The organism is Vibrio sp. T20, from assembly GCF_007858795.1.
Classification (GTDB): Bacteria; Pseudomonadota; Gammaproteobacteria; order Enterobacterales; family Vibrionaceae; genus Vibrio; species Vibrio satsumensis.
In genome coordinates this window covers 29,662-48,293 of record NZ_VFEB01000252.1, presented here as the reverse complement: position 1 = coordinate 48,293, position 18,632 = coordinate 29,662, and the positions used below count along the sequence as shown (strand labels likewise).

General features: G+C 43.3%; 16 protein-coding genes. 9 read left to right on the top strand and 7 right to left on the bottom strand.

All coding sequences use genetic code 11. The features are described from left to right. Nucleotides 1–106 precede the first annotated feature (106 nt). Nucleotides 107–979 (bottom strand): pirin family protein, encoded by an 873-nt coding sequence (locus FTW16_RS22920; protein WP_065583562.1) that lies wholly within the window; start codon nucleotides 977–979, stop codon nucleotides 107–109. A 158-nt stretch (nucleotides 980–1,137) separates the two neighbouring features. Here FTW16_RS22920 and FTW16_RS22915 point away from each other — a divergent pair, with 158 nt between their 5' ends. Beyond that, complete coding sequence (locus tag FTW16_RS22915; RefSeq protein WP_146492574.1) at nucleotides 1,138–1,422, top strand: hypothetical protein; 285 nt, start codon at nucleotides 1,138–1,140, stop codon at nucleotides 1,420–1,422. Nucleotides 1,423–1,447: 25 nt separating this feature from the next. Here FTW16_RS22915 and FTW16_RS22910 read toward each other — a convergent pair whose 3' ends face one another. Then, on the bottom strand, nucleotides 1,448–2,638 hold the full coding sequence (locus FTW16_RS22910) for a GGDEF domain-containing protein (RefSeq protein ID WP_146492690.1): 1,191 nt from the start codon (nucleotides 2,636–2,638) through the stop codon (nucleotides 1,448–1,450). 314 nt (nucleotides 2,639–2,952) lie between these two features. Here FTW16_RS22910 and FTW16_RS22905 point away from each other — a divergent pair, with 314 nt between their 5' ends. The 6 genes from FTW16_RS22905 to manA all read left to right on the top strand — a co-directional run bounded on the left by FTW16_RS22905 (nucleotide 2,953) and on the right by manA (nucleotide 10,258). Continuing rightward, nucleotides 2,953–3,291: a DUF1840 domain-containing protein gene (locus FTW16_RS22905; RefSeq protein WP_146492573.1), complete on the top strand. Its 339-nt coding sequence runs from the start codon at nucleotides 2,953–2,955 to the stop codon at nucleotides 3,289–3,291. Between the two features lie 402 nt (nucleotides 3,292–3,693). Beyond that, nucleotides 3,694–5,088 carry a hexose-6-phosphate:phosphate antiporter gene (gene uhpT / locus FTW16_RS22900; protein WP_146492571.1) on the top strand — a complete coding sequence of 465 codons (1,395 nt, stop codon included), beginning with the start codon at nucleotides 3,694–3,696 and terminating at the stop codon, nucleotides 5,086–5,088. 217 nt (nucleotides 5,089–5,305) lie between these two features. After that, nucleotides 5,306–5,914: a transcriptional regulator UhpA gene (gene uhpA, locus FTW16_RS22895; RefSeq protein WP_017061545.1), complete on the top strand. Its 609-nt coding sequence runs from the start codon at nucleotides 5,306–5,308 to the stop codon at nucleotides 5,912–5,914. After that, nucleotides 5,914–7,410, top strand: a complete 1,497-nt coding sequence (uhpB, locus tag FTW16_RS22890) for a signal transduction histidine-protein kinase/phosphatase UhpB (protein WP_146492569.1) — start codon at nucleotides 5,914–5,916, stop codon at nucleotides 7,408–7,410. The genes uhpA and uhpB overlap by 1 nt, the downstream gene beginning before the upstream one ends. A gap of 8 nt (nucleotides 7,411–7,418) precedes the next feature. Further along, nucleotides 7,419–8,759, top strand: a complete 1,341-nt coding sequence (locus tag FTW16_RS22885) for an MFS transporter (RefSeq protein ID WP_146492568.1) — start codon at nucleotides 7,419–7,421, stop codon at nucleotides 8,757–8,759. A 293-nt stretch (nucleotides 8,760–9,052) separates the two neighbouring features. Next, nucleotides 9,053–10,258 (top strand): mannose-6-phosphate isomerase, class I, encoded by a 1,206-nt coding sequence (gene manA / locus FTW16_RS22880; protein ID WP_146492689.1) that lies wholly within the window; start codon nucleotides 9,053–9,055, stop codon nucleotides 10,256–10,258. A 116-nt stretch (nucleotides 10,259–10,374) separates the two neighbouring features. On the opposite strand, the gene FTW16_RS22875 is transcribed toward manA, so the two are convergent. From FTW16_RS22875 to FTW16_RS22865, 3 genes are all read right to left on the bottom strand, one after another. Next, nucleotides 10,375–13,056 carry a hypothetical protein gene (locus tag FTW16_RS22875; protein ID WP_146492567.1) on the bottom strand — a complete coding sequence of 894 codons (2,682 nt, stop codon included), beginning with the start codon at nucleotides 13,054–13,056 and terminating at the stop codon, nucleotides 10,375–10,377. Nucleotides 13,057–13,303: 247 nt separating this feature from the next. Beyond that, nucleotides 13,304–13,783, bottom strand: a complete 480-nt coding sequence (locus tag FTW16_RS22870; RefSeq protein WP_261383516.1) for a GNAT family N-acetyltransferase — start codon at nucleotides 13,781–13,783, stop codon at nucleotides 13,304–13,306. A 150-nt stretch (nucleotides 13,784–13,933) separates the two neighbouring features. Next, a complete protein-coding gene (locus tag FTW16_RS22865; RefSeq protein WP_146492566.1) occupies nucleotides 13,934–15,106 on the bottom strand; it encodes a DUF5666 domain-containing protein in 1,173 nt (390 codons plus the stop codon). 84 nt (nucleotides 15,107–15,190) lie between these two features. On the opposite strand from FTW16_RS22865, the gene FTW16_RS22860 reads away from it, so the two are divergent. Continuing rightward, complete coding sequence (locus tag FTW16_RS22860; RefSeq protein ID WP_146492564.1) at nucleotides 15,191–15,859, top strand: response regulator transcription factor; 669 nt, start codon at nucleotides 15,191–15,193, stop codon at nucleotides 15,857–15,859. After that, nucleotides 15,831–17,093 (top strand): sensor histidine kinase, encoded by a 1,263-nt coding sequence (locus FTW16_RS22855; RefSeq protein WP_146492563.1) that lies wholly within the window; start codon nucleotides 15,831–15,833, stop codon nucleotides 17,091–17,093. Before FTW16_RS22860 ends, FTW16_RS22855 begins: the two co-directional genes overlap by 29 nt. A 90-nt stretch (nucleotides 17,094–17,183) precedes the next feature. Here the strand turns inward: FTW16_RS22855 and FTW16_RS22850 are convergent, their stop codons facing one another. After that, nucleotides 17,184–17,441 (bottom strand): YdcH family protein, encoded by a 258-nt coding sequence (locus tag FTW16_RS22850; RefSeq protein WP_009846137.1) that lies wholly within the window; start codon nucleotides 17,439–17,441, stop codon nucleotides 17,184–17,186. A 156-nt stretch (nucleotides 17,442–17,597) separates the two neighbouring features. Continuing rightward, nucleotides 17,598–18,587 carry a rhodanese-related sulfurtransferase gene (locus FTW16_RS22845; RefSeq protein WP_146492562.1) on the bottom strand — a complete coding sequence of 330 codons (990 nt, stop codon included), beginning with the start codon at nucleotides 18,585–18,587 and terminating at the stop codon, nucleotides 17,598–17,600. Nucleotides 18,588–18,632: the final 45 nt, after the last annotated feature.

Here is an 18,632-nt window from a genome sequence, read left to right as displayed (position 1 = left end):
AGTCATCAAATGGATGACCAAATCGTTGTTCGTTGCAAAGTATCTTCAATCTTCAATCTTCAATCTTCAATCTTCAATCTTCAAAGCTCAACTCAAAGCCAAGACATCAGTAAGTCTCAAACACACCGTTGTTGTAGTCTTGAATTGTTTGTTCAATCTCTTCCATCGAGTTCATGACAAACGGACCATAGTGCACAACAGGTTCATTAATCGGTTCACCAGAAAAAATCAGTACCCCTGAATCTTCTAAGCTACCCAAAGACAGCAAGTCAGCTTTGGTGAGTTGGGCAAGTTGACCTTGGTTGATGACTTTGTCGCCGATCTTAATACTGCCTCGGTACACGTAAGTCATGGCATTGTGATTAACATTAGTCCCTAACGTGACTTTTTGCCCAGAATGAGAGCGCCAATCCGCAACGCTTAATGGCACACCTGTTTTCTGTAATGGGCCTTGAGCTCGTAAAGCCTCTGAGTCATCGTCGGTTTGGTTGTGCAGCTCAAACCCTCCGGCAATCATTCTTAACAAACCACTTTGTTCACTTTGATGTTCCACAATGCTTTCACTTTGGAAGTCGTGATATTGCGCCGGCTGCATTTTGTGTGTCGCAGGTTGGTTTATCCAAATCTGGAAACCATGCAGCGCGCCTTCTTCCATCATTGGCATTTCACTGTGAATGACACCACGACCTGCAGCCATCCACTGCGCGCCACCGCTGCGCAGTTCTCCAACATTCCCCATATGGTCTTTGTGTTGGAAGTGACCTTGCAGCATGTAAGTGAGCGTTTCTATCCCACGGTGAGGATGTGGAGGAAAGCCGCCAACATAGTCTTTGCTTTCATCCGATTTAAGTTCATCAATCATCAAAAATGGAGAGAAACGTGCGTTGTTAAAACCAGCGAGTCTTTGGATTTTGACGCCATCACCGTCGGAGGTGGCATGTGCTGTAATCACATGATCTACTGCTCTTACATTCGTCATTTTAAAACCCTCATAAACTTGAATAGCTGTAGTTTATGTAATTTGATTGAAAAAGAAGATGGCATAGCGTTGAGTGACTTATTCGAAAATCTTGAACAGGTAACAAGATGAAATTATGTCTATACTTGAGTAGAGAGTAGACCGCCAAGGAGGCCGCTATGGCAGTTCAGCAAAAACATGGCGAAAGGCATGGTCGGATGGGTTTTGATAACGACTTTACAACGGAGCAAGGTCAGCGTTTTACAGAGGTTGCAAACAGCGCGGTTAAACGCCGCGTGAAAAAACGTGAGATTGAGGCGCCGTTTATTCAGTCGGCTAAGCAAGCCGCTTTTAAAACAGTGGTGAGGCGACCTAAAGGTAATAACCCAAACCGAACACGGCAAGTCATATGGATTATTATGCTTGGGTTAGTGAGCCTTTGGCTTATGTACCTTGCAGGTTAGCAGCACCGATGAGTTATAGTACTGGTTAGCGTTGACGCATTTTTAATCGCGTCACATTGTTCCCTTCGACCTGCGCTTCAAGACAATCTTTAAGTTCAGATGAATCAGATTCTAAGCAGGCTAGGTTCGTCGGTAGTTCTTCAATCAAGGTCGATACTGGATTATCGTGATAATAAGCGTATCGGTTCTTGCCTGAATGCTTGGCAACATACATCGCTTTATCAGCACACCTAGTCAGTTCATGTAATTCTTGAGCGTCTTGTGGGTATAAAGAAACCCCAACACTTAGCGTCAATTCCTTGATTTTCTCGTTTGTTTGGCAACCGCTTTCGAACAGCCCGCAAATCCTATCTAGAATGCCGTCTAAATCTTTACGAGTTGGCACATCGTAGAGCATTAAAACAAACTCGTCTCCAGCAAAGCGCGCGATGGAATAATCGTATTCATGGTTTTTTCTGTCTCTGGTTCGAATGTTGTTGCTCAAGCGATTGGCAAAATGCTGCAAGACACTGTCTCCGACGTCGTGCCCGTAGCTGTCATTAATGCCTTTAAAGTCATCAATATCCAAAAAGACCAGTGCCGTAAGTGATCGCTCACTATCGACTGTCGCAAGTTTTTCAGCCGCCCAGCGCTCAAAGCTCCAGCGGTTTGCCAAGCCGGTAAGTTGGTCTCTGTAGGCAAGATCTTCGATGCCTTCTTTATACAGACGTTGAATATAACTGACGGCTTTTGTGTAGTAATAGGCAGATGTATGACACACCAAGCTCATGGTAAATAAACTAAGAATAAATCGATGGGTACTGTTAAAGGGTAAAGAAAAGTTGTTAGGCATAGCGGTAATCAAGGTGCTGATAAACACACAAAATGAGGTGCTCAAAATAATGCCAATTCTGAAATCGTTAATGAAAATGACTGCCGCCAGAATCGGGTAGAGCCAAAGTATCCGGTCGGGAATAGCATAACTGTACAAAAATAGGATGAGGCCTTGAACTAGAAGGACTCCGCTCAGGATCAATTCTGAATATTCAGGATTAATAACTTTTTTTACGTAAAATGCATTGGAGATAGCGATAAGTGCAAAACACAGTTCGAAAATCGACAGTGTGTAATGCTGACCTTGGAAATAAGCCCAAGTGTAGAAAATGAATAACACAGCGGCAGTCAGTGAAAAGGAGTAAACAATTTTTTGTTTGCGAGTGGATCGTATGTCCGCCATTTCTTCTAGGTGTCTGCCGACGAGCCTTTTCATGTGATTTATGCCAAAGATTTTGATAATGGAGTTAATAGTAGATTAAATAATAGCCGTTGCGGAGTGCTAGTCGTCTTTTTAGTGTGACTGTTATCAATGTTTTGAATTAAACATGGCCAGCCTATAATTACCGGTGATGCGTGTCGTTGGAAGTGCAAAACTGCCTAGTAACGAGTAACTTAAGGTTCGATTTAGAAGAAGCGATTTGGTGATTATCTACTTGCTTTCCAGTGCGTTACTCAACATAGTTTGTAAACTACCAAAATTAAGAGAGGCTCATTATGTTAATCACCTTTAGTTGTAAAGCCCATGCTAGCGTCACGATGTTTGGTGAAGTCGGCCTTCAGTTTATCAAGATGCTTGGGCACAGCGGTACCATTCCAGGTGCTATTGATGCTTCAGAGGTTCCTCAAGCGTTAAATAACTTACGTGTTGCGATTGCCTCTGAGCAGAGCAAGCAGGTAGAGCAAGAGAATGTTGGTGACGACAATGAAGAAGAGGCTGTTGAAGCGTCTGTTAATATCGGTAGCCGAGCGTTCCCACTGGTTGAATTATTAAAAGCCGCCATCAAGGATGAATGCGAAGTGATGTGGGAAGACGGCAGCGGTAAGCGACTGTAGTACGATTTGCTCGAAGCGTAACAAGCCTATTGCATCTATTTTAATAAGAATGAATGTTGAGCCCGTATCGGTCATATCATGGAAATTGACGGTGATGAACCGATACTGGCGCTTTGTTTGTTGCGAAGTGTTTAGTTTGTTTCTGTTTGTTTACAAGGTTCGTCAGCCTTGAAATGAGTGATTTTTGTTATCGTAATATCAATACATAACAGAACGTAAACAAAGTGATACTGTTCACGCTTTCTTCACTCCCAATTCTGAACTAAGAATTTTTCCTAGTTATTCTAAGACCCTCTCTCATGCGGTCGATTTTTAGACTCCTTATTATTTCACGGTCAACTAACAAAATGCATGGTCGCAATTATGCCGTGCAGACCTCATGAAAAAATAAGAGAGTTCACAATGTTAAAGTTCCTAGATCAGGTTAGAAAACCGACGCTGGATCTTCCGGTCGAAACTAGAAGAAAAATGTGGTTTAAACCATTCCTACAATCTTACCTTGTCGTGTTCATTGGTTACCTAACCATGTATTTAATCCGTAAGAACTTCAATGTCGCGCAAAACGACATGATTTCTACTTATGGATTATCAATGACGGATCTAGGTCTTATCGGTCTTGGTTTCTCAATTACTTATGGTATTGGTAAAACCGTCGTTTCCTATTACGCCGATGGTAAAAACACCAAGCAGTTCCTGCCATTCATGCTTGTCCTGTCTGGTATTGCCATGTTGGGCTTCAGCTTCAGTATGGGTGGTGGCAGCGCTAGCTTATTCATGATGGTGGCCTTCTACGCATTGAGTGGTTTTTTCCAAAGTACAGGTGGCCCTTCAAGTTACTCAACCATCACTAAATGGACGCCTCGTAACAAGCGTGGTTCATATTTAGGTCTTTGGAATATGTCACATAACGTGGGTGGTGCGGGTGCAGCTGGTGTTGCTCTGTTTGGCGCTAACTACCTATTTGATGGCAATGTGATTGGTATGTTCGTTTTCCCATCTATCATCGCGATTGTGGTTGGCTTTATTGGTATGCGCTTTGGTAATGACTCTCCAGAAGCCTACGGCCTAGGTAAAGTTGAAGAGTTGTTTGGTGAAGAAATCAGCGAAGAAGATACAGCCGCTGAAGAAAATCAAATGACCAAGAAAGAGATCTTTGTTGAGTATGTTCTTAAAAACAAGGTGATCTGGTTGCTCTGCTTCGCGAATATCTTTTTGTACATTGTTCGTATCGGTATCGATCAATGGTCTACCGTTTATGCGTATCAAGAGCTAGGTCTATCAAAAGAAACCGCGATTTCAGGTTTCACACTGTTTGAAGTTGGCGCACTGGTCGGCACGCTAATGTGGGGCTATTTATCAGACCTTGCGAATGGACGCCGTGCTTTAGTTGCTTGTGTATCGCTTGGCCTGATTATCGTTTCGCTAGAGTTCTACCAGCATGCAACGAGTGAGTTCATGTACCTAGCGTCACTGTTTGTGCTTGGTTTCCTAGTATTTGGTCCTCAGTTGCTGATTGGTGTTGCTGCGGTAGGTTTCGTGCCGAAGAAAGCAATCAGTGTTGCGGATGGCGTGAAAGGCACATTTGCTTACTTAATTGGTGATAGCTTTGCCAAACTTGGCCTAGGTATGATTGCGGATGGAACGCCTATTTTCGGCTTAACGGGTTGGAAAGGAACGTTTGCTGCACTCGATACTTCAGCGGCTATTTGTATCGTATTGCTGCTATTCGTTGCGGTTGCCGAAGAGAAGAAGATTCGCCACGCTAAGAAAATGCATTTAGCGGCTCAAAACGCGTAGCGAGTTTGGTGAGCCTGTTCTTGTGTATTTGCTCTCGCGCATTTGTGGTCGCAAAGAGAGTTTCGGGTAGATAGTCTCACGTGATTTATTGGTTTAAAGCACGTGAGATCATACCAATCGTTAGTTCGATTCAGTATCATCTCTATCAATAAACTTAATTTTAGATAGCTCCTGTTGGGGCTATTTTTCTTTCTTACTCTTAATTTTGGTTAATATCATGATTAATGTTGCGCTTGTTGATGACCACGTCATTGTTCGATCTGGCTTTGCTCAATTACTCAGTCTTGAAGCTGATATTACGGTCGTGGGTGAATTCAACTCTGCGGCAGAAGCGCGCCTAGGATTGCCAAGCTGTCACCCTGATGTCGTGATCTTGGATATCTCAATGCAGGACGAAAGTGGCCTGAGCTTATTGGAAGAGATTCCATCTGGCATTGCCAGCATCATGTTGAGCGTTCATGACTCTCCGGCGATGGTTGAGAAGTCATTAGAGTTAGGAGCCAAAGGTTACCTCAGCAAGCGCTGTAGCCCTGATGAGTTAATCCAAGCCGTACACACGAGCGCAAATGGTGGCTGTTATCTCACGCCTGATATCGCCATAAAGCTTGCGACACCCATGAAGAATAAAGCCTCTTTAAATCAGCTCACCCGCAGAGAAAGCGAAGTGTGCCAGTTATTGGCAACAGGGCTCGATGTAAAATCTATCGCCGTAGAGCTAGGGGTTAGCCATAAAACGGTGCATGTACACCGTGCCAATGCGATGGACAAACTCAATGTTAAGAATAACGTCGAGTTAGCGAAACTGTTTACACAAGACCAGTACTAATGCGTTCTTACCTAGCCACCTCCCTGTGTGGGTTTTTTATGGCTGGCTGCGCATGGTTCTGTTTATGGGTTATTGCCTTCTATTTCATTAATGACCCTGAGTTAGCGATTCTGCTTTTCCCGTTTTCACTTCGACTGGGAATGACGCTGCACACTCGCCCCCACTATTGGCCTGCCATCTATATTGCAGAGTGGGGGCTCGCGATTGCTTTAGCTCTACTGCTTGATGAACCTCAATGGCTGACGATACTCATCGCCAGTGGATTGAGTATTCCTGCTACGCTAATTGCCAAGCGTTATTATTCTGGTGACCAGAATCGTCACTTGTTAGTGATGGCGAGCTTAATCATGGTCACAGCATTCATTAACGTTGCCGTGGTGGGTTCTCATGTTCCGGCTGTTTACATGGTGTGGTTGGTGAGTATCACTGGCGGATTGATGCTGGTACCGATGTGTTATCTAGTCTGGAACTACCTATTCCAAAACAAGTGGGCGCCACTGAGCTCTTACTTAATCAATAATGTCGTTGAGTTCAAAATCCGTCACATCGCTTTATATAGCGTCTTGTTGGTCGCCAGTATTTTGATACAAACCAGTTTGCCTGATGAACTAAGGCGCTTCGCCCCGTTCTGTATGGCGATCCCTATTATCTTGCTCGCGGTTCGTTACGGGTGGCAAGGCGCTCTGCTTGCAACAATGTTAAATAGTGTCGCGTTGATTGCAGCCCACAGCGGAACATCCAAACTCGAAATTACCGACTTACTCTTGTCTCTGTCTGCTCAAACCATCACCGGTATATTACTTGGTTTAGCGGTTCAAAAGCAGAAAGATCTCAACTTGAAATTGCGAAGTGAACTTTCCAGGAATCAAAATCTTTCACGCCAGCTAGTGACGGCAGAAGAGTCGGTTCGTCGTGATATAGCTCGTGAGCTGCATGATGAAATAGGCCAAAACATTACGGCAATCCGTACACAGGCAAGCATTATTAAACGCGTTGATGCCGCTGAGATGAGTGTTCGCTGTGCGGGTACGATTGAGTCATTGTCTTTGAATGTTTATGACACCACCAAACGTCTACTTACAAAACTAAGACCTAAAATGTTGGACGATCTTGATCTAAAAGATTCCGTGGAACAGCTTATTCGGGAGATGGAGTTTTCGGACCATGGCGTTGATATCCAGTTAAATTGGCAAGGTGATTATTCATGTTTGAGTGACACGCTCAAGGTCACTATCTTCCGACTCTGTCAAGAATCTTTAAACAATGCCCATAAATACGCGAGTGCGAGCGAGATTAAAATTGAACTGATTTTAGATGATCAGGCTTATCTTCAGATATCAGATAATGGCGTTGGTTTTACAGCGCAAGATCTTCTCAAAGGAATGGGGGTTCGCGGTATGCAAGAGCGTGTTCAGGCGCTCGGCGGCAAGATGACCATTAACGCTAATGGCTCATCTTCGGGTACCAATATCAGCGTTACATTACCTAAAGTGTGAGAACGAATATGTTTGGATTTCTGCGCTCAGCTACGTCAAATACTCATGCTCTAACAGATGATGAAGTCAACCAGAGTTATCGCTACTGGCGTCTCCACATCATGATAGGAATGTATGTCGGCTATGCGGGTTTTTACTTCACTCGTAAAACCTTTAATTATGCCGCGCCCGCAATGATCACCGATCTTGGTTTGGACAAAGGAGATATTGGCTTAATTGGCACGCTCTTTTATCTTTCTTATGGTTTATCGAAATTTATTTCAGGCACGATATCGGATCGCTCAAACCCGCGCTACTTCATGGGGCTTGGCTTAATCGCGACAGGCTTGATCAATATAGCGTTTGGCTTTTCTAGTTCTTTGGCGGCTTTTATCTTGCTTTGGGTGCTCAATGCATGGTTCCAAGGTTGGGGCTGGCCATCGTGTTCTAAGTTATTGACGACTTGGTATTCTCGCTCCGAAAGAGGCTTTCGCTGGGCAATCTGGAATACAGCACACAACGTGGGTGGGGCGCTAATTCCTATTCTTGTGGGTTATCTGACGCTGCAATTCAGTTGGCGAGCGGGGTTTATTTGGCCGGGTGTGATTGGCGTTTTTATTGGTCTGATTGTTTGTTGGCGTTTGCGTGATAAGCCCACCACCATGGGACTTCCGACGGTAGGAAAGTGGCGCAATGACCATCTAGAGTTGGCACAAGAGAGCCACGGGCAAGGGTTAAGCTATCGAGAAATCCTGAAAACCTACGTGTTCAGCAATAAGTATATTTGGTTGCTCGCCTTTAGTTATGTGTTGGTTTACATCGTAAGAACAGCAGTCAACGACTGGGGTAATTTATACTTAACCGAAGAGCACGATTACAGTTTGATCAATGCGAACGCAGCTTTGTCTCTGTTTGAGATTGGTGGCTTTGTTGGTTCACTTGTTGCTGGGTGGGGTTCGGATAGGCTATTTGGTGGTAACCGCGGTCCAATGAACATCTTGTTTGCCATCGGTATATTTCTTTCAGTTTCTGCATTGTGGTTGATGCCTTTAACCAACTTTGTGTTTCAAGCGGCAGGGCTGTTTTGTGTAGGCTTTTTTGTTTTTGGCCCTCAAATGCTTATTGGTATGGCGGCGGCAGAATGCTCGCACAAAGACTCTGCTGGGGCGGCGACAGGCTTTGTTGGCTTGTTTGCTTACATGGGGGCAGCACTCTCGGGTTATCCATTAGCGCTCGTTCTAGAAACTTATGGCTGGAGTGGATTCTTCATTACCATCTCTACTTGTGCTGCGGTCATCGGTTTACTGCTACTCCCTTTTCTACAAGCTCAATCACCTCAGAAAAGTGCAGAGGTTCGCTCTGGCTTTTAAGGAGCCTTCTCGATAACAAGATAGTCGCTAGTGTTTGTATTGTTGCTTGTATCGCTGCTGTAACCAGTGCGATACAAGCAGTTATCTTATCCAGCGCTTTCTACTCGTGATATTCAAATGTGACTCTTTTCACGCTTTTCATCGATCTCACCTGTTTCTAAGAATTTTTCCTATTGCGTCTAAGACCTCATCTCATGTGGGTCCTAGCTGCTCTCTGTAGTCTTTCTAATTATTTACGTTATTAGAAATCAGCTCTCTGAATTATGTTCAAAGGGCTCACTATGGAAAACGCCATGTCACTCAGCCACTTCTCAGAACACTCATTTTTCCCAATGGAAAACACCATTCAAAATTATGCATGGGGGAGTATTTCTTCGATACGTGAGCTGTTTGGCTTTAAGAATGAGTCACAAGAGCCGCAAGCGGAAGTCTGGATGGGAGCGCATCCGAAGGGCTGCTCAATGGTCAAGCTTGACCAACATTTGGTACCTCTATCTGAGCTGATTAACAAGAATAAACCCGCTTATCTATCTACTGATATTGCGCAGGAGTTCGGTGAACTACCGTTCTTGTTTAAGATCTTGGCAGCAGAAAAAGCGTTATCGGTTCAGGTTCACCCAAACAAGCGCCAAGCTGAAATTGGCTTTGCGAGAGAAGAGCAAGCAAGAATTCCCCTAAACGCAGGGCATCGCAATTACAAAGACTCGAACCACAAACCTGAATTGGTTTACGCGATCACTGAATATCAAGCGATGAATGGCTTTCGAGAATTCGATGAAATATTAGGTCTATTCAGAAAATTGAATTCTGGCGAGCTTGCTGGTTTGGTTGAAGAGTTTGGCAACCACCTTGATTCTCAGGGTTTAAAAGCGTTTTTTCGTGATCTGTTAACTCTAGATGACCAACGTAAACACCGAGCATTAGAGCAACTTCTGACTTACGCAGTCGCACACCAAGACCAAGCTGAGTTTGCTTTGATTACTGATCTTAGCCAGCAATACCCGAACGATATCGGTCTGTTTTGTGTTTTGCTGCTTAACTTTATCACTCTGAAGCCAGGTGAAGCGATGTATTTGAATGCAAACACTCCGCATGCTTACATTAAGGGAACTGGACTCGAGATTATGGCCAATTCAGACAACGTGTTACGTGCCGGTTTAACGCCAAAACACATTGATGTCGCTGAGTTGGTTGCCTGCACTGAGTTCACCCCAATCCCGTTCGAACGCTTGTTGTTAGCGCCCTCAAAACTGGGTCAATGTGATCGCTATGATATCCCAGTTAGTGACTTTGATTTCAATATCTTTCATAGCCCCAAGCAAGAAGAAATCATCACAAGCGGCGCTGAAATTTTAATGGCAATCGATGATGATTTAACGCTAATAAGTCAGAAAGGTGAACACTTAACACTCACCAAAGGCCACTCGGTATTCATTCCAGCCTATATTGGTCATTACGAATTGAGCAGTAACGGCAGAGTGGCTAGGGCGTTTAACTAGGGGAAGCGATGAGCTTGAAATGCTATCAAGTTTTGTGAATGGATAGTTTGGTTTAAAGAGTTAATACAAAAAAGAACAAGCCAAATTCATATTGGCTTGTTCTTATTATCTATCGATTATTGAATAGAAGGTAAGCTTGTTGCTTCCATATTAATCGACATGCCCCAAGAAGATTCTTCACGGGTGGACTTTATTGAACCTCGGTTTGTAACCCAGGTGGTTTGAGTATCAATAGGTCCGTAGTCTGCGAACTGTGTCTCACTTGTTACTTTACATGCTGCAAAAGTACCTGCAGGTACAGTGATTTCCTCTTTACCTAGGTAGGTTTCTTGGTAGTTGAAGGTGGATAGAAAGTAAGTTTGCGCATCGATAATGTCGCTTAGTGAGGTCTCTGCAGAAACGGTTCTTAATCCAGGGTACTCTGTTTCACCGAATTCACCGCTGATCTCGTCATACCAAGAGTCGTATTGTGATGTTAGCGGTGCATTGGTTGAGGTACCGAAATCTACCATTTGATTGATGATTTTTTGATTGTCAGCTATTACCGGTGGTAATACGACCTTAGCCGCGCCCCATCCCAATGAGTCATCAGAGTTAAAGCCTTCTTGACCTAGATAGTGATCTTCAGAGCTATATGAATACTCATACCCCATTAAAGCACCTTCCGAATCTTTGATATCGATACGCGTTTTTTCTAGGCTACCTGCTAAGTCAGAAATCCAACTTGGAAGTCCGGTGACTAACGTAACATCATTCAGCCAAGAGAAAGTGTCACCCAAGTAGGTAAACTCATAAGTTAGGTTCTGTGTTACTGCTTCCGGCTCCCACATAGGTGTACGTTGCACATCGTAAACCGTGACGTCATTAGCTGTAGCAATGAACTCAGCATCCGGCAGTGAGTCGAGACAAGCTTGTAGGTTCAGAGGATGCAGAGGCTGTGGCGTTAATGCGTTATCCAAAATGAACTGTTTAGTTGCTTCGTCAAAGATATAAGCCTCACTACTAGCTTCTTCGATCTCTTTGAAGGTAATACGTACAAAGCCTTCGACTACAGACAAATAAGCGGAGTTATCTTCTTTTTGGTAGTTAGACCAAGTAGCTTGTGAGTGGATAGATTCAGGAATCGTCACTTGACGTAATAGCTCGTCATTTATAGACACATCTTTCCATGAACCGAGTTCTGAAAGCTTGGAGAAAGGAGCCTCCCAATCCCATGCTCTCATATAGTAAATCACGGTACCGTTAGGCAATAGTTGAGCGAATATATCGCCATTTTCCGTGCCTGCCATCGGAATTAAATCCGCATGATTATTAGACGCTGTGTCATGACGATCTGATTCATCTTCTGCGATAGTCGATGCCAAGGTGGCAAGCCATGTATCGCTGCCATTCTTAAAGGCGCTAATGCCATTACACATGTTATTGAGTGCGGCATATCGTTCTGGATCGTACTCTGCACACCAATCACCCTTGTAAAAGGTATAAATGTCGTCGTGGATATCTTCCACAGACAATTTGTATGCGGTTGTGTTGTCGGGGAATTTTAAACCTACTGGCATAATGTTAGACCAAACGTTCTCATCATCCGTTTGATCCATAATGGAACGAACATTGAGTCCACTTATATCTAACTGCTTAGCGCTAGCAACTTCACTAAAAATCGAGCTTCTAGATTCTAGGGTTAAGCTTCCATCTTTATTGGGTTTAATGCTGGTTAAGGTATCATCGCTCGCTTCCCAACCGTTTTGACCCAATACCATGTTATTTGTGTCAGGGGTATATTCAAACTCAACAAATTGCTCAGCAAAGTAATCATAAATATAACTGGTTTCGGTCACTGAGTTATCTGAATCAGACTTCAATGTTCCATAGGCAACCACTAAATCTTTGCCTGTGTCATTATCGCCACCAAACCAATTGATACCGTCTGTTTTGATAAGCTTAGCGAGATCGGCTTTTTTAGAACCTTTGTTTGCTTCGTTTTCTTTAACTTTATCTTCGAGATTAGAGTCATCAATGGCGATGTGATCGCGATTAATGCTGCCAGCAATATCGCTTGGGTTGAAGCTATCTCCAGCTGCTTCAATATTTTTTACGACTTCCTCGAGGACTCGAGTGACTTCTTCATTAATCAATGCGGTGAGTGCTTCGACAGAAATACCGGCGCCCGCTGCTGTTTCTGATAGCGCATCCGTGTTCTCTGCCATGACTGAAGCGGTAACTTGAGCAACACGGTGTAGGTTTTCAAAAGCCGCTTTTTGTGAATCGGCTAAGTCACTATTGTTTTTGGCCTCGATATAATCTTGCGTTAAATCGAGTGTTGTCCCCAACTTCTCTTGAATAGCTGTTTTAGCTTCTTCTAACGAAGAACCACTCTCGATTTCATTTTGAATCAGAGTCGTTAATGGGCTAATAAATGCGGATTTTGGTGGCGCAGTTAAGCGATAGCTCTTGCTTAGAACGACACCTGGGTTATCGGTATCGATGGTTTGTCCGGCAACCACTTCGATCAACAGAGTACCTTGTTCAAGTTGTTCTTGAGTTAGATTATCAATTGTAAACGAACCATCGTCACCCGTTACGGCACTTGGCTCATCCTTATCACAAACTTTATTACTGTTTAGATCCAAACACGCATTGGCTCCTACCAAATAGCCATCAGCGGCCTTTGCTGTTAAAGACGCTGAAGTTGCTGTTGAACCGCCAGTATCAGTTGTGGAGCTATTTGAACTGTCGCTACCACATCCTGCTATCCCTAGGGCTATTGCCACTGCTAACAGTGAACGTTGACCATTCATGTTAGTTCTCCTATTAAGTTATTGATAAAAATTTACTACTCTGGAATCAATTGGCAGAATGTCATTGATAAATATGACTATTTATAAATTGAATGCCATTGATGAGAAATGTATCAAAGCGGAATGTGGTGGAAATAGCCGGAGTATTTATTCTAGAGACATATCTAACTAGTGGAGTTATATATGCGAGTGATATCTATGGTGAATGTTTGGTGCTTGTAATTTACATACTTATCAATTGTAATTATTATATATCTAGTTGTATTTTATAAACTTTTGCAGCTAAGGTGATAAAGTGAGCATCACTGTCATCAACAATTTGATAGCCAAGCGCCTGATAAAAACTGATGGCGCGGGTGTTACTTCTAAAGCTCGACAGAGTGACTTGGTTTCGTTCTTCTTGGTGGGCTTTTTCGTGGATGAGTGACATGACTTTTTTACCAAGAGACTGATCTTGGTATTGAGGGGAAATGATCAGCAGATGAATATGGTAGGCGTTGTCATAAGGCTTAAAACACACAAGTCCAATCCTCTCTTTTCCTCGGTATACCCAATGAAACCAAGAGGGATGGTAATCGTTTAAAAGTCGTTGATGTTGAAAGTCGTCGTCCCAGCCGAAAACGCTATCTACGTGTATGAAAAGCCCCTGCTTAACAAACGCAAACAGTTCTTCGAATTCGGAACTTGGAACGAATCGGAGTTGTATATTCTCTTCTTTTATTACCACTCTGCTTGCTTCCTTATTAAACGCCTTTTAATAAGCAAACAGTAACATAATTAAAAAGGTAGTTTTCATCTGTCGTTTGGAAGATTTTGATGCAAAAAAGCCATGCGTAGAGCATGGCTTCTGAATTAAATAACAAGGATGTTCTATGCGTTAGTCGTTGTCTTCTGCTTCGATTTCGCTTGCTATGTACTGGTTATTAACCTTGTAAGCTTCTGCCTCAATACGTTGACCATGTAACGTATCGAAACTTAGACCATCTTCATAGTGAGTATTTTGGTTAACGTAGATAGTTTGATTGCCAGAGAACGTTTGAATAACAAAGCTCAATGCTTCGTCATTGGTGCTCTGAACTTCACCTTCAAAATCAACGTCATTATCATTCCAATCTTGTGAATCATCGTTGTGTTCAAATTCTATTTCGGTAGCAACATTTTCGCCGTTAGCTTGTTCCGTTGTTACTTCGACTTCTGTACCTACGGTCAAGTTTGATTGGTTACCATCTTCGTAACGAGTATTGTCATTGATAAAAAAGCGACCTTTGTAGCTTAAATCAAATGATGATTTGTCGTTAGCTACCCAAGTAATAATACCTTCAATTTCTGTATCATTATCGATCTCATCAAAATCTTCGACTTCCACTTCATCTGCTTTCAATAGAGAGCCAGCCATTGAGCCAGTGACTTCAACCCAAAGGCCGTTAGATAATCCATTGCTGCTGTCATCGTTGTCGATGTGGGCAATTGAATAATCAACACTTAGATTAGCACCAAGTTTGAAAGTCGATTCATTTAAATCGCTTATTAGCCCTTCAACTTCAACGGATTCTGTCAAGTTAGAGTGCTCAAACTTAACAACAGAAAGTACTTTGTAACCTGCATTCGCTGTTGGTAAAGAAGAGACCATAACCCAATCGCCATTTTCAATTTCACGTGACAGATCTGTAAAGGTCAATGCGATGCCATTGACTTTAAATGTGCCATTATTGTGGTTGGTGTCTGAAATAAGACCAACGATGGTCGGTTCAAGACCAACTTGAGCCCCGCCAGTGTGAGCTGAAGCGCTACGAGCATTAGATGAAATAGAGACCATCATGTTCTTTTCTAAGTCTGCAATAGCCACGTCCTCACCCGCGTAAGTGGCGCTGTCTACTTGATAGCTATAGCCATTCACAACAATGGTGTTGCCAGAAACAGAGTCAATGGTACCTTGAATTGCTGATGGAGCTTGCGTGTTGTTATCGTTGCTTCCATTGCTATTGCTGTCACTACCGCCACAGCCAGTTAGAATTAAACCGACAACCGAAATCAGCGCTAACTTTTTCATCTATATACTCTTTATTTAGTTTATTGAGGGTGTATCTTATAAACTCAAACGTGAAGCACTCGTGAAGAAAGGTGAAATAAATCGATGAAAGTTTTGATCGTTGATGACAGCCATAATGTTGCAGAAACCATTGCCGATTACCTAGAGTTAGAAGGGATGGTGATCGATTGTGCTTATCATGGTGAAGCGGCGTTGAAGTTAGCGTCTGAGAATCATTATGACGTGATTATTATGGACATCATGATGCCTAAATTGGACGGTATTTCTGCTGTCAAAAAGTTACGAGAAGAGGTGCAGTGCCCTACGCCAATTCTATTTTTAACCGCTAAAGATAGGTTGGACGACAAAATCGCTGCCTTTCAAGCGGGCGGAGATGATTACTTGGTGAAGCCTTTCGCAATGCAAGAGCTCAGTTTAAGGCTCAACGCATTGGCAAGCCGAGGACCACGGCAAGATATTGGAAAGCAGAGTTTTGCCGATATATCTCTCAACTCGCAGACCGACGAGGTATACCGAGAAGGTAGGCTTATTAAGTTGAGTCGTATTCAGCTTAAGATACTAAAAGTCCTTATGCGTCATGCACCAGCGATTGTTTCAAGAACTGAAGTGATTGATTCTGTTTGGGGTGATGAATCGCCAAGCAGTGATGCACTGCGAAGTCATATTTATGGCCTGCGTAACGCGCTCGATAAAGGGTTTGAACATTCACGATTAGAGACTATTCATGGACAAGGTTACCGACTCAAAGCATAACGGCTCAAGCCACGGCGATTACCCGAGCATCTACCGAAAAATTCGCCGCAGCTTTGGTTTGATGACCTTGGTCATGTTCGGGCTTTTCTGGACAGTTATTTATATCGCTGAAAACCAGATGGAAGTGATCAGCCTCCATCACTGGCTAGACACTGAAGCTAACCGTTATACGTCTGAATATCAGTCGCTTGGCGAAGATGCGTTGTTGCCGAATGAAAATGAGTTTTCAACCTATTGGAGCGAAAGTGAACTGCCCAATTGGTTAGCTCGATACAAACAGCCCGGCTTCTATGAACATCTGTTAGGTACGGAAGATAAACATTTTTACGTATTCGAACACCCGTCAGGCAAAGGGTTGATGTATATCTTGTTTCAAGATGACGCTGACGACTACCTCGACGAGTATGAATGGAGCCTCCACAACTACACCCTCATACTAGGTGGTTTAACGTCCATCTTCATGGTTTTGTATGGGATCTATGTTGTGCGCTCGCTGTCGAGGCCACTCAATCAGATAGAAAAGAAAATCGGGCAAATGCATCCTGAGCAGCCGACTTTTAAAGTCGAGACTTCCTACGCTGAAACACGACATATTGAGCAGACACTTTTAGATTCGAAGAATCATATTTCAGGCTTTTTTCAGCGGGAAGAGGAGTTCAATCGATTTGCTTCTCATGAACTTAGAACCCCGATAATGGTGATAAAAGGGTCGGCAGAGCTGCTAACTAAAGTACCCAATCAACCTCCTGTTGCGTTAAAAGCGATTAATCGCTTGCAAGAAGCGAGTGAACAGATGCGAGTGCTGACTGAGATGTTTTTGCTGCTTGGTAAAGAGAGTATCGATGAGCATTATTTCGGTCACTATGACTTGGCAGTCGAAGTTCAGAATCAGTTGCTTGAAATGGCGCCTTTGTTTGCCAAGCAGGATGCGAGTTATGATCTGGACGTCAAAGAGACTGTCACTGTGTATGCGCCAGAGAGCTTTATTACTATTGTATTGAATAACTTAATTAAAAATGCGTTTAGCTACAGTATTGGCGATGTTGGAATTGTGGTGACAGGTTCTCAATTAGTGATCACTAACCGTCATGATGGCAACGAGACTTACAATGCTGGCTATGGTTGTGGCCTAGTGATTGTGCAACGAATTTGTGAGCGAATGGGTTGGAGTTTTGAAACTCAAGATGATGGGCTTCAATTCAGTACTTACTTAGATTTCTCAGTGGATAATTAGGTTGGGTAGCAGGTAGTTTCGATTACAAAAAATTAACCCATTGAGAAGGAGAGTAGTGTGGCTAAGTTAGCCACACTAGCATATGAGTTGTTATACGATCTTAAGTGCGTGATGGCGTGTGAGCTGTTTGTGTAGCGAGTCTTTTAGCTCCATGCGTTCTACTTTGAGGTTGTGCATGCTGTCGTCATCGATAGGGCTGCCAGAGATTTCTAGCTGACGGATGTCGTAGTCGAGTTGGTGGTATTTCTGCATGTCTGCTTTGAATTTTTCGTCGTCGTGGTTGAGCTGAACAATGTCTAATTTAAGATCTGGGAAATCTAAGATAAAGGCATGGTTTTCATTGAGCATTGGCACTTCCTCACTTGTCTAATTAACTTCAGTATAGAGCCTATTTTTGAAGATAAATGTGTTCCTAAACACAAAGCGAGAGCAGGATCAAAAAAGGGCATTAGCGTTCCATTGTGGATGCGCTAATACCCTTCGTTATTTTAGTAGGAGCAAATACTACTTCGCTTTTTTGCTAGAGCGTTGTTGCTCTTTGTGTGCAAGCTTCTCTTTTTTGCGTTGCTCGATAAGATGAGCAGCTTCGCCACCTACGTGGGTTTCACCACGCGCATTTGATAGCTGAACTTGCTTTTCACGTTCACGGAAACGCGCTTTTTGCTCGTCGCTGTGCTTATCAACACATTTAGGGCAGCTTACGCCTTTCTCGAAGTGCTCAGAGGCTTTGTCTTCGTCAGTGATTGGCAGACGACAAGCGTTACACACATCGTAGCCGCTCTTTTCTAGCTGGTGGTTTACCGCAACACGACCGTCAAATACGTAGCAATCGCCTTCCCACATGCTCTCTTCTTCAGGTACTTCTTCTAGATACTTAAGAATGCCGCCTTCAAGGTGGTAAACCTCATCAAAACCTTGTTCTTTCATGTAGGCTGTTGATTTTTCACAACGAATACCACCAGTACAGAACATTGCAACTTTCTTGTGCTTCTTAGGATCAAGATTGTCTTCAACGTATTGAGGGAATTCACGGAAGGTTTCTGTGTTTGGGTTTACAGCATTTTTGAATGTGCCGATGTCCACTTCATAGTCGTTACGAGTATCAACCAGAATCACATCTGGATCAGAAATCAGCGCATTCCATTCGTTTGGTTTCACGTAAGTGCCGACAACGTGGCGTGGGTCGATGCCCTCAACGCCCATGGTTACGATCTCTTTCTTAAGCTTAACCTTGGTACGGTTGAATGGTTGTTCTTCGTTGAACGACTCTTTGTAAACCACATCAGCCAAACGAGAATCTTGTTTGAACCATTTAAGAAGAGCGTCGATAGATTCGCGCTTACCTGCAACGGTGCCGTTGATACCTTCACTCGCAAGTAACAAAGTACCGCGGATTTGGTTGGCTTCTAAAACATCAGTGAGTGGCTGGCGAATTTCTTGGTAATCATCAAGTGCTACGAATTTATACAGAGCACATACAACATATTGAGACATGGTTTTTCCTTTCTGCGAGCTGGAACGTAAATCCAGAGCGGTTGC